16 protein-coding genes are annotated in these 14,162 nt (G+C 63.7%); 13 read left to right on the plus strand and 3 right to left on the minus strand.

All coding sequences use genetic code 11. The features are described from left to right. Positions 1-79 precede the first annotated feature (79 nt). The 3 genes from ACXAED_RS09520 to ACXAED_RS09530 all read left to right on the plus strand — a co-directional run bounded on the left by ACXAED_RS09520 (position 80) and on the right by ACXAED_RS09530 (position 2,384). A complete protein-coding gene (locus ACXAED_RS09520; RefSeq protein WP_475049151.1) occupies positions 80-958 on the plus strand; it encodes a LysR family transcriptional regulator in 879 nt (292 codons plus the stop codon). Then, positions 955-1,851: a DMT family transporter gene (locus ACXAED_RS09525; RefSeq protein WP_475053078.1), complete on the plus strand. Its 897-nt coding sequence runs from the start codon at positions 955-957 to the stop codon at positions 1,849-1,851. Before ACXAED_RS09520 ends, ACXAED_RS09525 begins: the two co-directional genes overlap by 4 nt. A gap of 107 nt (positions 1,852-1,958) precedes the next feature. After that, entirely contained in the window at positions 1,959-2,384 is a 426-nt protein-coding gene (locus ACXAED_RS09530; protein WP_475049153.1) for a universal stress protein, read from the plus strand. On the opposite strand, the gene ACXAED_RS09535 is transcribed toward ACXAED_RS09530, so the two are convergent. After that, positions 2,381-2,725 carry an ArsR/SmtB family transcription factor gene (locus ACXAED_RS09535; protein ID WP_421056301.1) on the minus strand — a complete coding sequence of 115 codons (345 nt, stop codon included), beginning with the start codon at positions 2,723-2,725 and terminating at the stop codon, positions 2,381-2,383. The two genes, ACXAED_RS09530 and ACXAED_RS09535, sit on opposite strands and share 4 nt — an antisense overlap. Positions 2,726-2,811: 86 nt before the next feature. Between ACXAED_RS09535 and ACXAED_RS09540 the strand changes: the two genes are divergently transcribed. The 6 genes from ACXAED_RS09540 (at position 2,812) to ACXAED_RS09565 (ending at position 6,620) form a co-directional block, all read left to right on the plus strand. Beyond that, on the plus strand, positions 2,812-3,708 hold the full coding sequence (locus tag ACXAED_RS09540) for a DMT family transporter (RefSeq protein ID WP_475049156.1): 897 nt from the start codon (positions 2,812-2,814) through the stop codon (positions 3,706-3,708). Positions 3,709-3,912: 204 nt separating this feature from the next. After that, positions 3,913-4,248 (plus strand): AtpZ/AtpI family protein, encoded by a 336-nt coding sequence (locus ACXAED_RS09545; protein ID WP_475049159.1) that lies wholly within the window; start codon positions 3,913-3,915, stop codon positions 4,246-4,248. Between the two features lie 40 nt (positions 4,249-4,288). Beyond that, positions 4,289-5,092, plus strand: a complete 804-nt coding sequence (locus tag ACXAED_RS09550) for a F0F1 ATP synthase subunit A (protein WP_027235612.1) — start codon at positions 4,289-4,291, stop codon at positions 5,090-5,092. An 89-nt stretch (positions 5,093-5,181) separates the two neighbouring features. Further along, positions 5,182-5,418 carry a F0F1 ATP synthase subunit C gene (locus ACXAED_RS09555; protein ID WP_008553903.1) on the plus strand — a complete coding sequence of 79 codons (237 nt, stop codon included), beginning with the start codon at positions 5,182-5,184 and terminating at the stop codon, positions 5,416-5,418. Between the two features lie 88 nt (positions 5,419-5,506). Further along, complete coding sequence (locus tag ACXAED_RS09560; protein ID WP_259958056.1) at positions 5,507-6,055, plus strand: F0F1 ATP synthase subunit B'; 549 nt, start codon at positions 5,507-5,509, stop codon at positions 6,053-6,055. A 4-nt stretch (positions 6,056-6,059) separates the two neighbouring features. After that, the gene (locus tag ACXAED_RS09565) at positions 6,060-6,620 is read left to right on the plus strand and encodes a F0F1 ATP synthase subunit B (protein WP_475049162.1); all 561 of its coding nucleotides are present in this window, start codon (positions 6,060-6,062) and stop codon (positions 6,618-6,620) included. A 196-nt stretch (positions 6,621-6,816) separates the two neighbouring features. Here ACXAED_RS09565 and ACXAED_RS09570 read toward each other — a convergent pair whose 3' ends face one another. Then, complete coding sequence (locus tag ACXAED_RS09570; RefSeq protein WP_475049165.1) at positions 6,817-7,197, minus strand: VOC family protein; 381 nt, start codon at positions 7,195-7,197, stop codon at positions 6,817-6,819. 39 nt (positions 7,198-7,236) lie between these two features. Here ACXAED_RS09570 and ACXAED_RS09575 point away from each other — a divergent pair, with 39 nt between their 5' ends. Continuing rightward, on the plus strand, positions 7,237-7,779 hold the full coding sequence (locus tag ACXAED_RS09575) for a winged helix-turn-helix transcriptional regulator (RefSeq protein WP_475049168.1): 543 nt from the start codon (positions 7,237-7,239) through the stop codon (positions 7,777-7,779). 70 nt (positions 7,780-7,849) lie between these two features. Here the strand turns inward: ACXAED_RS09575 and ACXAED_RS09580 are convergent, their stop codons facing one another. Continuing rightward, a complete protein-coding gene (locus tag ACXAED_RS09580) occupies positions 7,850-8,620 on the minus strand; it encodes a FadR/GntR family transcriptional regulator (RefSeq protein ID WP_475049170.1) in 771 nt (256 codons plus the stop codon). A 158-nt stretch (positions 8,621-8,778) separates the two neighbouring features. On the opposite strand from ACXAED_RS09580, the gene ACXAED_RS09585 reads away from it, so the two are divergent. From ACXAED_RS09585 to ACXAED_RS09595, 3 genes are all read left to right on the plus strand, one after another. Further along, positions 8,779-9,987: an aminotransferase-like domain-containing protein gene (locus ACXAED_RS09585; RefSeq protein WP_475049171.1), complete on the plus strand. Its 1,209-nt coding sequence runs from the start codon at positions 8,779-8,781 to the stop codon at positions 9,985-9,987. Between the two features lie 165 nt (positions 9,988-10,152). Continuing rightward, complete coding sequence (locus tag ACXAED_RS09590) at positions 10,153-13,608, plus strand: chromosome segregation SMC family protein (protein ID WP_475049173.1); 3,456 nt, start codon at positions 10,153-10,155, stop codon at positions 13,606-13,608. A 56-nt stretch (positions 13,609-13,664) separates the two neighbouring features. Beyond that, positions 13,665-14,132 carry a YbjN domain-containing protein gene (locus ACXAED_RS09595; protein WP_475049174.1) on the plus strand — a complete coding sequence of 156 codons (468 nt, stop codon included), beginning with the start codon at positions 13,665-13,667 and terminating at the stop codon, positions 14,130-14,132. The last annotated feature ends 30 nt before the right edge of the window (positions 14,133-14,162 follow it).

The raw sequence follows: 14,162 nt of genomic DNA on the forward strand, positions 1-14,162 counted from the left end.
ATTGCAAATTCGAACGCAACGACGATCAAATAACACCATTTGTGCACTGGCGCGCAGTTTGGCTGACAGGGAGACTGGCATGGAAAACTGGGATGAGGTCCGCACCGCATATCAAGTGGCCCGCATGGGCACGGTCAGCGGCGCGGCCGAAGTGCTGGGGGTGCATCATGCCACGGTGATCCGCCACATTGACGCGATCGAGGCGCGGCTGGGGGTGAAGCTGTTCCAGCGCCACGCCCGCGGGTATACGCCGACCGAGGCCGGGCAGGACCTGTTGCGGGTGGCGCAGGCCACGGATGACCAATTCAGCCAGCTGGTCGGGCGGCTGAAGGGGCAGGGCGATGATGTCTCCGGTGAGCTGGTGGTGACCTCGCTGGCGTCCTTTGCGCCGATGATGGTGCCGGCGCTCAAGGAATTTCAGGACATGCATCCGGGGCTGATCATCCGCTATCTGACCGGCGACCGGCTGTTCCGGCTGGAATATGGCGAGGCGCATGTGGCGGTCCGCGCGGGCAATGCGCCGGATCAGCCGGACAACGTGGTGCAGCCCTTCATGCAGCAGCAGATCGGGCTGTATGCCGCCAAGTCCTATGCCGAAAAATACGGACTGCTGAAGGGGGTGGAGGATATCCCCAATCACCGCTTTGTCGGCCAGGACGACGAGAGCAGCCGGGCACCGTTTTCGCGCTGGCTGCGGGCCAATGCGCCGGCTGAGGCGATTGCCTTTCGCTGCACGGATGGCTTTACCCTGAAGTCCGCGGTGCGCAGTGGTGCGGGGATCGGTTTCATGGCGGCCTGGGAGGCGCGGCAGGAACCGGATCTGGTGGAGATGATGGCACCGCAGGAAGAATGGGCAGGCACTCTGTGGCTGGTCACCCATGTGGACCTGCACCGGACCACCAAGGTGCAGGCCTTCCTGAAGTTTCTGAAGGAGCAGGTCAAGGATTGGCAGCTGTGAGCGAGGCGCTGCGCGGGCATCTGGCGATGCTGATGTTCTCGGCGCTGGTGGCGGGGTCGTTTTCGCTGGGCGTCATGGTGGCGAATGAAATCGCGCCGGCGGCACTGAACGCGGCACGGTTTGGCATTGCGGCAGTGGTCATTGGTGCAGCGGCGATGGCCACCACCGGACTGCGGCGCGCCCATTTCCGCGCGCCGTGGCGGTTTGCGGTGCTGGGCGGGCTGTTTGGCGGTTATTTCGTGCTGATGTTCTACGGGCTGCAGACGGCGGCGCCGGTCAGCGCGGCGGCGGTGTTCACGCTGGTGCCGGTGATGAGTGCGCTGTTCGGCTGGCTGCTGCTGCGCCAGATCACCACCCCCTGGATGGCCGTGGCGCTGGCGCTGGGCGCGGCCGGGGCGGTCTGGGTGATCGTGCGCGGCGATCTGGGCGCGCTGGCGGCGTTCGAGATCGGCCAGGGCGAGATCATCTATTTCTGGGGCTGTGTGCTGCATGCCATCTACACGCCGATGGTGCGCAAGCTGAACCGGGGCGAGCCGGCCGTGGTCTTTACCTTTGGAATGCTGCTGGCGGGCGGCGCGCTGCTGGCCGCCTTTGGCTGGCAGGACATCCTGGCCACCGACTGGATGCAGCTGCCCGGCATCGTGTGGATCGGTCTGTTCTACCTAGCGGTCTGTGCCAGCTCCGCCACCTTTGTGCTGCTGCAATACGCGACGCTGCGGCTGCCGTCGGCCAAGGTGATGGCCTATACCTACCTCACTCCCAGCTGGGTGATCCTGTGGGAGATCGCGCTGGGCCGCGGCACCCCGCCGGGCATGGTGCTGATCGGGGTGGCGATGTCGGTGGTGGCGCTGGTGATGCTGCTGGAGGGCGCGCGGGAGCAGCAGCCCGCGTGACCGCTGCGGCACCGGCCAGCGGCGCTTGATGGAGGTCAAGGCGTCTGCGGCTGGCCCGGCTACCATGACAGACACAGGAAACGCGCTCAGGAAACGAGGAGCGTGACATGTTCAAACACATCCTGGTCCCGGTGGACCTGCGGCTGCCCGATCCGGTGTCCAAGGCGCTGGACCTGGCGATGGAATTGGCCCGGATCGAAGGTGCGCGCCTGACCCTGGTCAATGTGTACGGCGGCACTCCCGAGGAGACTTACTCCCACGGCGCGGCTCAGGAAGTCATGACCTCGCTGGCCAGAAAGATCGAGAGCAAGATTGCCGGGAAGGCCGGCGGGGTCAAAGTGGAGGGCATCACGGTCCACTCCAACGACGTCGCGGCAGAGGTGGACGGCATCCTGGCCCGCACGGTGGACGAGACCGGCGCCGATTTGGTGATTGCCGGCAGCCATGCGCCGCGGCTTCTGGATTACATCACCACCTCCCATGCCGGGTATCTGGTGCGCCATTCCAAAGCGTCGGTGTTTGTCGTGCGCTAACTTTCGGGCTGGGTGTCTTCGGCGTTCAGCTCGGCTTCGAGGAAGCGCTCGAAGGCATCCAGGTTCACCGGCTCGAACTGGCCGAAGCCCTGCATCCAGACCGACGCCGCGCGCATGGCGTCGGGCTGAAGCTTGCACCATTTGACCCGGCCGCGCTTTTCCTGGGCGATCAGGCCCGCGCGGGTGAGGATCGTCAGGTGCTTGGAAATCGCCGCCAGCGACATCTCGAACGGTTCCGCCACATCGGTGACGGCCATGTCATCCTCCAGCAGCATGGTGAGGATCGCCCGGCGGGTCGGGTCGGCCAGGGCTGCAAAGACAATGTCGAGAGGATCGCTCATGCCTTCACTCCTATCCACAGCCCGGGGATTTGACAATCGGTCCTGAGCCGTCATGGTAGCGCCTTTCAGGCGCGGAGATTGATGGCATGGCATTGAAGTACTGGCTGGTGATTTTCATCCTCGGCATCGGCTGGGGCATGTCGTTCATGTTCAATGCGATCCTTTTGCGTGAGCTGGGGCCGCTGTCCGTCTCGATGGGGCGGGTGGGGTTCGGCGCGCTGGGCTGCTGGATCTATGTGCTGGCGGCGAGGAAGCCTGTGCCCTCGGCGCCGGGGCGCTGGCTGGCTTTGTTCGGCTTTGGCGTGCTCAGCTATGCCGGGCCTTTTGCATTCTATGCGCTGGGCCAGCAGCATATCGCCAGCGGCGTGGCCGGGATCGTCAATGCCACCACCCCGGCGATGGCCGTTGTCGTCTCGCATTTCTGGCCCGGCGGCGAGCGGGCGACGGTGGTGAAGTCGCTGGGGGTGCTGTGCGGCTTCCTCGGCATCGTGCTGCTGTCGCTGCCGCTGTTGCAGGGCGGCCAGTCGTCGGAGGCCTGGGCGGTGCTGATCACCCTGTGCGCGCCGTTGTGCTATGCCTTCTCGGTCAACATCGCGCGCAGCTTCAAGGATATGGAGCCGGTGGTGCTGGTTGCGATTGCGCTGACCGGTGCCACAGCCGCGATTGCGCCGCTGGCGATCTGGAGCGAAGGGCTGCCGCATGTCACGCGGATGGAGACCTGGGCCTCGCTGTTTGTGATCGGCTTTGTGCTGACCTCGGCGGCCTTCATCGCGTTTTACTGGGTGCTGCCCAAAGTGGGGCCGACCAACATCACCCTGCCGACACTGATCGCGCCGGTCTCGGCCCTGTTCCTGGGCACCTACATCCTGAAGGAGCAACTGCTGGCGGAACACCTGTGGGGCATGGCGGCAATCCTGCTGGGGCTGTTGCTGATCGACGGACGGATCGTGCGAATGCGGCTGCCGCGGCGGCCTGTCCGCTAAAATCAACCTTTCGGTTGAATATGGAATCCTGGGCGGTTTGGCGCTAACGGTGGCTGCGGCACGGCGGCGCGGCTTGTGTTGTTGCGGATTTGCTTGTTTGTTTTCAACAGCTTAAACCGAATTTGAATCTTCAATCCTTGTAATTGACTCCTTAGCCCCTTGGCCTTAGCACCCTTCACAGAAATTCGCGTGAGGATGGCGCCCGTGACCGACGACGACCAAAAGCAGCGCATGGCGCAGCTGGAGGAGAAGCTGGCGGCGGCGCGTAAGGCCCAGGAGCCCAAGCCGCGCGCGGATGAGCACTATTCGATGGCGAACCTCGCCTGGCGGATGGTGATCGAATTGGTGGCCGGTCTCGCGATCGGCTTTGGCATCGGATACGGGCTCGACCAGCTGTTTGGCACGCTCCCGATCTTCATGGTGCTGTTCATACTGCTGGGGCTTGCGGCCGGGGTGAAGACGATGCTTCGCAGCGCGCAGGAGATCCAGGACAAGAAACTGGCCGATGAGGCCGAAAAAAATGCGCAAGACCGGGACTGATCCGACGGGATCGGCTGCCGGCGACAGGAGAAGCGGACCGATGGGCAAAATTTTCTTTTTCGCAGTTCTGGCACTGGTCGTAGTGTCGGGCCTGATTTTCGCTCCGGCGGAATCAAAGCTGGCGATCCACCCGATGGACCAGTTCATCGTGAAGCCGCTGTTCGGCGGTGACCACGTCTCCTGGTACACCCCGACCAACGTGACCCTGTGGATGGGCCTGGCGGTTCTGGCCGTGTTCGCGCTGCTGGTGCTGGGTTCCTCGCGCCGCGCCATCGTGCCGGGCCGCACCCAGTCGGTGGCGGAACTGGCCTATGGCTTCATCTACAAGATGGTTGAAGACGTGGCCGGCAAGGACGGCGTCAAGTTCTTCCCCTACATCATGACCCTGTTCATGTTCATCGTGATGGCCAACTTCCTGGGCCTGATCCCGATGTCCTTCACCACCACCTCGCACATCGCGGTGACCGCGATCCTGGCGGCGCTGGTGTTCTTCACCGTGACCATCGTCGGCTTCGTCAAGAACGGCGCCGGTTTCCTGGGCCTGTTCTGGGTGTCGAGCGCGCCGCTGGCGCTCCGCCCGATCCTGGCCATCATTGAGCTGATTTCCTACTTCGTGCGCCCTGTCAGCCACTCCATCCGTCTTGCCGGTAACGTGATGGCTGGCCACGCGGTTCTGAAGGTGTTCGCAGGTTTCGCTGGCGCCCTGGGCCTGTTCAGCTTCCTGCCGATCTTCGCGATCACCGCAGTTTACGCCCTCGAAGTTCTGGTGGCCTTCATCCAGGCCTACGTGTTCACCATCCTGACCTGCGTGTACCTGAAGGACGCACTGCACCCGAGCCACTAAGGCCAGGATCTGAAAGCTAAGCGGGCAGGCGCCCTGACGGGGCCTGCCCACCTAAGAAATCACCACATTCCATCGTAAGGAGAGAAATCATGGAAGGCGATATCGCACAACTCGGTCAGTTCGTCGGCGCAGGCCTGGCAGCAATCGGTTCCGGCGCAGCCGCAATCGGTGTGGGCCACGTGGCTGGCAACTTCCTGGCAGGCGCTCTGCGCAACCCGTCGGCAGCTGCCGGCCAGACCGCAACCCTGTTCATCGGCATCGCGTTTGCAGAAGCACTGGGCATCTTCTCGTTCCTGGTCGCTCTGCTGCTGATGTTCGCCGTCTAAGACCTTAGGAACCTATTTCCTTACGGCCGGGCAGTGCGGCTTGATCCTGCACTGCCCGGTGTAACGGCAAGTTCCCAAGGAGGACGACATGGCATCTAATACGCAAGACGCAGCACACGGCGCGGCAGACGCAGCGCACGGGTCTGCTCCGGGCATGCCTCAGCTGGACTTCTCGACCTTCGGGAACCAGATCTTCTGGCTCGCGGTTGCCCTGGTCGTGATCTACCTCATTCTGTCGCGCGTCGCGCTGCCCCGCATCGCTGCGGTGCTGGCCGAGCGTCAGGGGACCATCACCAACGACCTCGCCGCGGCTGAAGACCTGAAAGCCAAGGCTGTCGAGGCCGAAAACGCATATAACAAGGCTCTGGCGGATGCCCGCGCAGAAGCTCAGCGCATCGCTGCTGAGACCCGCGCAGAAATCCAGGCCGGGCTGGACGAGGCCATCGCCAAAGCAGACGAGCAGATCGCTGCCAAGGCTGCCGAGTCCGAAAAGGCGATCGCCGAAATCAAGGCCGGCGCGCTGGAAAGCGTCAAGGCTGTTGCCACCGAGACCGCAGAGGCGCTGGTGACCGCGCTGGGCGGATCGGCAGACAAAGACGCAATTGCTTCGGCAGTTGCACAGCGGACGAAAGGATAAGGACATGCGCAATATTCTCGCTCTTGCCCTGACCTTTGGCGCGGCCGGCCCGGCGCTGGCTGCAGAAGGCCCGTTCCTGTCGCTGGGCAACACCGATTTCGTTGTTCTGCTGGCTTTCCTTCTGTTCGTCGGCATCCTGCTGCTGGCCAAGGTGCCGGGTCTGCTGGGCAACCAGCTGGACAACCGTGCCGAGGCCATCCAGAAGGAACTGGACGAAGCCCGCGCGCTGCGTGAAGAGGCCCAGACGATTCTGGCGTCTTATGAGCGCAAGCAGCAGGAAGTTCAGACCCAGGCCGATCAGATCGTGGCTGCCGCCCGTGACGAGGCTGCCCGTGCAGCGGAAGTTGCCAAGGCGGATCTGGAAACCTCCATCGCCCGCCGTCTGGCGGCTGCCGAGGAGCAGATCGCTTCGGCAGAAGCTTCGGCTGTGAAGGAAGTTCGCGACCAGGCAATCTCGATTGCTGTTGCCGCAGCGGATGAGGTGATCTCCAAGCAGATGACCGCGGCCGAGGCCAACAAGCTGATCGACGCCGCCATCGCGGATGTGGACGCCAAGCTGCACTAAGCTCTGGCCGATACAGACAAGGTAAAAGAACCCGGTCCGAGTGGCCGGGTTTTTTGTTTTTGGCAGGGGTGTTCTGAGCCAGTTTTAACCGATGCTGTGAAGGTCTTAACCGGCAGCTATGGGAAAACGATTTAAGTGGGAAAAACACTTTCCGACTGAAGCACACGCGTTCCAGAGACGATAAGCAACCCAAGCATTATCCAGCTCCTCCGGTCAAATCCTCAGCAAGCATCAGGGCGTTGCCGTCGGGGTCGTAGAATGTTGCGGTCTTGACCATGCCTTCGACGACATCCGTTTCGCCATCAAATCTGACCTTGGCCTGTTCCAGTTTTTGCCGGGCAGAGTCCAAATCAGAGATCCCGAAGACTGGTACGCAATTGCCGGGCACGGGCTTGGTGTGTTCGCCAAGGCCAATGGCGACACCGGGCGTGTTTGTCTGAAGCTCGGACCAGCCTGCATCATCAGCATGGTAGAGCAGTTCAAATCCTAACATGGCGTCGTACCACTTTGCGCTCGCATGGCGATCCTTGACTGACATTGCGATGGTGATGGTGTGGTCTACGGAAACAAGTGGCATGGGCTTTCCCTATGAATAAAAATATACTAACTATATTTTATGGACATTGTAATGCTTGTCAACATCACTTCAAGGGCTTGGGCAATGCCCATACTGTCGAGTTTGCATTCAGGTGTCGTAGGGCGGCAAGCTCCGCTACTGGCTGCGACCGGTGCAAGCAGGACCGCGTTTGGGCAAAGTATGGACCATTTGATCGGACTGGGCCTGGTTGAACGAAACCCTGGTTACGGTCATCCGCTGCGCCCGGAATTCCGGCTCACACAGTTGGGGGGGGCGGCCGCGGCCATCGCCAATAGGATCCACGGCATTTCTGCAGAGGAAGATAAGCCCCTGCTGCGCCGGTCGTGGACTGTGCCGGTTCTGACTTCGCTCCACACACCGAGCCATTTCAGCGACATCAAGCGAAACCTGCCTTCGATAACAGATCGGGCGTTGTCGCAGTCATTGAAATCAATGGAAGCAAGGAATTGGGTGTGCCGCCGCGTTGATGGAGCCGTCCGCCCGCCCAAGTCTATCTATAGTGCGGTGAACACGGGCGGTCTGATAAGTCAGGTCACTGCAGCTGAAATCAACTTCCCGTAGCAGGACCGGCCGTTCGAAAAAAACGACGGAAGTCTGGTATGTCCGGCATATCGGTCATTAAACTTCATCGTCACCCCTTGCCTGTCTCATGCTCCAGCCGCTGCTTTGCAACTTCGGCGTTGCGCTCGGCGCGCTGGTGGTCGGTGAGGGCCTGTTTGACATAGTCCAGATGCGCCTCAACCGCGGTGCGGGCGGCCTGCGGGTCGCGGGCCTGCAGGGCGGCGTTGATGGCGCGGTGCTGTTCCAAGAGCGCTTCATAGGTGGTGTGCTGCTGGAACATGATGCGGCGATTGTAGAAGACGCCCTCGCGCAGGAGGTCGAACATCGAACGCATCATGTGCAGCATGATCACGTTGTGGCTGGCGTCCATGATGGCGGAGTGGAACTGCGCGTCGAGCTTGGCGGCTTCCTCGGAGGTGGCTGGATTACCGGCCGCCTCCATCTTTTCGAAGATCGCCTGGATCACCTGCAGGTCGTAGTCGGACCCAAAGCGGGCGGCGCGTTCCGCGGCCAGCCCTTCCATGTCGCGGCGGAAGGAGAGGTAGTCGAACACTGCCTCGTCATGGGTGGCGAAGAGCTGGATCAGGGCCGGCGAGAAGGCGGAGCCAAGAACGTCTGCGACAAACACTCCGGAGCCGGCCTTGGACGCCAGCAGGCCGCGCGCCTGCAGCTCGCCGATGGCATCGCGCAAGGACGGGCGGGAGACGCCCAGCCGCTCGGCCAGCTCGCGTTCGGCGGGAAGGCGTTCGCCAGGCGAAAGAATGCCGCGCAGGATCAGCTGCTCGATCTGCTTGACGACGGAGGCGGAGAGTTTCTCGGGCTGGACTTTCTGAAACGGCATCTTTGCGCTCTGCTGAATTGGTCAAAACATATGACCACGCGCGAGAGGCAGCTGCAAGGGCGGGCAGGGATCACGAAGGCTGTAACAGTAGGTCAGCTTTGTTGACTTTGTTTTGCACTCTCCTACCGTGACCCTAGATCATACGCGAGGAGACAGGCATGCAGCTGAACCAGATCTTTGCCACCCGGAATGCTCGGATGAAGGCGTCGGAAATCCGCGAACTGCTGAAGCTGCTGGATCAGCCGGACATCATCTCCTTTGCCGGCGGCATCCCGGACCCGGCGCTGTTCCCGGCGGAGGAGTTTGCAGAGGCCTACCAGGCGGCGCTGACGCCGGAGCGGCAGGCTTTGGCGCTGCAGTATTCGGTGAGCGAGGGCTACCTTCCGCTGCGTGAGTGGATCGTGCGGGAGATGGCGAAGATCGGGATTGCCTGCGAGGCGGAAAATGTGCTGATCACCTCCGGCTCTCAGCAGGCCCTAGACTACCTTGGCAAGCTGTTCCTGTCGCCTGGCGACACTGCGCTGGTGGGCTGGCCGACGTACCTGGGGGCGCTTGCGGCGTTCAACGCTTATGAGCCGCGCTATGACCGGCTGTCACTGAAAGGCAACCGCACGGCGGAGAGCTATGCCGAGGGCGCGGCGGAGGCGGGCAGTGCGGTGAAATTTGCCTATCTGTCGCCGGACTTCGCCAACCCGACCGGTGAGACGCTGGACCGCGCCGGTCGGCTGCGGTTGCTGGAACTGGCGGACACGCTGGACTGCGCCATCATCGAAGACGCCGCCTATCAGTCGCTGCGCTATGACGGGGAGCCGGTGCCGCCGGTGCTGGCGCTGGAGCTGGAGCAGAAGGGCTCGATCGAGGACTGCCGGACGGTCTACTGCGGCACCTTCAGCAAGACGCTGGCACCCGGGCTGCGGATCGGCTGGGCGGTGGCGGCCAAGCCTGTGATCTCGCAGATGGTGCTGCTGAAACAGGCGGCAGACCTGCATACGTCGACCATCAACCAGATGGCCGTTCATGGTGTTGCCGAAGCCTGTTTTGACGCGCATGTGGAGCAGCTGCGCGCGGTCTATCAGCGCCGCCGGGATGTGATGCTGGCGGCCCTGGAGGAACACATGCCGGAGGGGGTGGACTGGACCCGGCCCGAGGGCGGCATGTTTGTTTGGGTGACGCTGCCGGAGGGGATGAACGGGGCGGACCTGCTGGCGCGGTCGCTGGAGTCGGAGAAAGTGGCCTTTGTCCCCGGGCAGGCGTTTTTTGCCGATGGCAGCGGTCAGAACACGATCCGGCTGAGCTTCTCCAATTCCAACCATACGGCTATCGAGGAAGGGATTGCCCGGCTGGGGCGGCTGTTGCGGTCTGTATGAGGCCGGGCAGCCTGCTGCTGGGCAAAACACCGCCGGAACCTGCGGGTTATCCACAAGATATGGTGTGGTTTGAACAGAATTCGCCCCGATTTGGGGGTGCGGAGCGTTGACTCAACAGGTAGGAACCGCTGAACTTTCTCGATACGGAATCACGAAGGGGCAGCTTTGCGGTTTTCCAAGCTCAGGCTGAACGGCTTCAAAAGCTTTGTTGATCCTACCGAACTGGTCATAGCCGATGGGCTGACAGGGGTTGTGGGTCCAAACGGTTGCGGCAAATCCAATCTTCTGGAGGCATTGCGCTGGGTGATGGGCGAGACCCGCGCCAAGGCGATGCGCGGCGGGGGCATGGAGGATGTGATCTTTGCAGGCACGTCCTCGCGGCCCGCGCGCAACTTTGCCGAGGTGAGCCTGCAGATCGACAACTCGGAACGGCTGGCGCCCTCCGGGTTCAATGACAGCGACATCCTGGAAATCGTGCGCCGGATCACCCGCGATGTGGGCAGCGCCTATAAATCCAACGGCAAGGACGTGCGGGCGCGCGACGTGCAGATGCTGTTTGCCGATGCCTCGACGGGTGCGCATTCGCCGGCGCTGGTGCGGCAGGGGCAGATTGCCGAGCTGATCAACGCCAAGCCCAAGGCGCGGCGGCGGATCCTGGAAGAGGCGGCGGGGATTTCCGGTCTCTATCAGCGGCGCCACGAGGCGGAGCTGAAGCTGAAGAACACCGAGGCGAACCTGCTGCGCGTCGATGACGTGATCGAGCAGCTGGCGGCGCAGCTGTCGCAGCTGGCCAAGCAGGCGCGGCAGGCGCAGCGTTACCGCGAGATTGGTGAGAAGCTGCGGCTGGCGGAAGGCATGCTGCTGTACCGGCGCTGGCGCGAGGCGGATGAATCGCGGCTGACTGCCGAGGATGAGCTGCGGGTGCGTGTCGAGCAGGCGTCCAAGGCCGAGGCGCTGGTGCGCGCGGCGGCGGCGCAGCGTGGCACGTTCGAGGAAAAGCTGCCGCCCCTGCGCGAGGAGGAGGCGATTGCTGCGGCGATCCTGCAGCGGCTGGTGGTGCAGCGGGATTCGCTGAGCGATCAGGAGGCGCAGGCGCGCCAAGCCATTGAGCGGCTTAGCAGCCGGATTGTCCAGCTGGGCAATGATATCGAGCGCGAGTCCGGTCTGAACAACGACGCGGGCCAAACCATCGAGCGGCTGGAATGGGAGCAGCGCGAGCTGTCAAAGGCCGGCGAGGGGCACGATGGCCGTCTGGCGGAGGCGGCGGAGCTGGCGCGCGATGCGGGCTCGATTTTGCAGGCGCGCGAGGACCATCTGGCGCAGGTGACTGAAGATGTCGCCCGTCTGGCGGCCCGGCACCAGTCGGCGCGCCGCGCCGTCGAGGATTGCCAGCGGGCGCTTGGCCGCTCTGAGGCCGAGGCGGAAAAGGCCCGTGCCGCGCAGGGCGAGGCGCGCGAGGCTCTGGAGCTGGCCTCGGAGAAGTTCGAAGCAGCCGTGACCGCCGAGGAAGAGGCCCGCGAGGCCTCTGAAGTGGCGGAGGAGGCATTGGCTGCCGCGGACGAGCTGCGCACGGAGACCCAAAGCCTTGAAGCAGAGGCGCGCTCGCAGCGGTCAGAGGCCGAGGGGGAGCTGGGCGCTTTGCGCGCCGAGGTGACTGCGCTGGCCAAGCTGGTGGAGCGCGACACCGCGGAGGGCGGCCAGATCCTGGACGAGCTGACCGTGGCGCCGGGTTATGAAAAAGCCTTGGGCGCGGCGCTGGCCGATGATCTGCGGGCGCCGCTGGCGGAGGCGGACGGGCCGACCGGCTGGGTGTCCCTGCCGGGCTATGACCACGACGCGGCGCTGCCGGAGGGCGTGCAGCCGCTGGCGCTGTTTGTCTCCGGGCCGGAGGCGCTCTCGCGCCGGGTGGCGCAGATCGGGCTGGTGGACGGAGATGCAGCCGCCGGATTGCAAGCGCAGCTCAAGCCGGGGCAACGGCTGGTGACGGTTGAGGGCGACCTGTGGCGCTGGGACGGCTACCGGGCCTGGGCCGAGGATGCGCCGAGCGCTGCCGCGCTGCGGCTGGAGCAGCTTAACAAGCTGGAGGCGCTGAAGCAGGACATGGAGCGCGTCAGCGCCAAGGCCGACGGTGCCCGCGACGCGCATGAGATGCTGCTGCGCAAGCTGGAAGAGGTGACGCAAGCCGACCAGAACGCCCGCCAGGCGCGCCGGGTTGCAGATCAGCGGGTGGCCGATGCGGCCCGCGCGCTGAGCCGGGCCGAGGCGGACCGTAATCTTGCGGAGGCCAAGCTCGAGACACTGGGCATTGCGGTCTCCCGCCACGAAGAAGACGCGCTGAATGCGGGCCTCCAGCTGAAAGAGGCGGAGAATGCCTTGGGCGAGCTGGGCGATCTGGATCAGGCGCGCGGGGCCGTTGAGGAAATCAAGCAGTCGGTCGAGGCGGCGCGGATCACCATGCTGACCCACCGCTCCAGCCATGACGAGCTGCGCCGCGAGGGCGAAGCGCGCACCAAGCGGGCGCAAGAGGTGACCAAGGAGCTGTCGGGCTGGCGCCACCGGCTGGACAGCGCCAAGCAGCGGATCGAGGAACTGGCGGAGCGCCGCGAGGCCTCGCAGGAGGAGCTGGAAGAGGCCAATGCGGTTCCGGCGGAGATCGCGGAAAAGCGGGAAGAGCTGAACGAGGCGATTTCTGAAGCGGAAGCGCGCAAGTCTACCGCCACCGAGGCGCTGATCGCCGCGGAAGCCGAGTTGCGCGAAGCGGTCCACAAGGAGCGTGAGTGCGAACGGCTGGCCTCTGAGGCGCGCGAGGCGCGGGCACGGTCCGAGGCGCGCAGTGACGCGGCCAAGGACGCGGTCACGCAGGCCGCGGGCCGGATCATCGAGGCACAGCAGATCACGCCGCAGGCGCTGCTGGAGAAACTGGGCGTGTCACCGGACGAAATGCCGCCTTCGGAAAGCCTGGAAGCGGATGTCGACCGTTACAAGCGCCAGCGCGACGCCTTGGGCGCGGTGAACCTGCGTGCCGAGGAGGACGCCCGCGGGGTGCAGAACGAGCACGATACGCTGGTAGCGGAGAAGCTGGACCTGGAAGGCGCGGTGAAGACCCTGCGCGACGGGATTGCCAGTTTGAACCGCGAGGGCCGCGAACGGCTGCTGACCGCGTTCGAGCAGGTGAACAACAGCTTTGCCATGCTGTTCACCCATCTGTTCGGCGGCGGCGAGGCCAATCTGGTGATGGTCGAAAGCGACGACCCGCTGGATGCGGGGCTGGAGATCATGTGCCAGCCGCCGGGCAAGAAGCTGTCGACCCTGTCGCTGCTTTCGGGCGGCGAGCAGACGCTGACCGCGATGGCGCTGATCTTTGCGGTATTCCTGTCGAACCCGGCGCCGATCTGTGTGCTGGACGAGGTCGACGCGCCGCTGGACGATGCCAACGTCACCCGTTTCTGCGACTTGCTGGACGAGATGTGCCGCCAGACCGACACACGGTTCCTGATCATCACCCACCACGCGGTGACAATGGCGCGGATGGACCGGCTTTTCGGCGTCACCATGCAGGAAAAAGGCGTCAGCCAGCTGGTTTCCGTTGACCTGAAGAAGGCAGAGGCGATGGTGGCCTGAGCAGGCCGGCGCCGTGGGGACAGGCGAAGGCGTGCAAAGTTTATTGGGAGATGCAAATGAATATGCTCAAGGCAATTGCCGCCTCTGCGGTTCTGATGCTGCCGGTTGCGGCGGCGGCCCAGAACGTGGTGGCCAAGACCGGGGAAAGCGTTGCCGGTTTTTTTAAGGATGAAGGCGCCAAGGTAGAGCTGACCACCGACAGCGTCGGCGATCCGAACGTCAAGGTCGAGTATTACGGAAACGATTTTTCTGTCTATTACTACGGCTGCGACAACAACGTCGACTGCGACGCCATCCAGTTTTTCTCAGGTTACCAGACCGAAGGCAGCGTGCGCCTGGCCAAGATCAACGAGTGGAACACCGAGAACCGCTTTGCCCGCGGCTACATCTCCGAGGAAGGCTCGGCGCGGATCGAGATGGACCTGTTTCTTGGCGACGACGGCATGAGCCCGGACGATTTTGCGCAAGCGGTGAGCCTGTGGACCCGGGCGATGCAGGATTTCGAGACCTTTATCGACTGGTAAGTGCCGCTGTCACCGCATCGTGACGGCCGG

The sequence above is a fragment of the Leisingera sp. ABM4_103 genome (assembly GCF_056158685.1).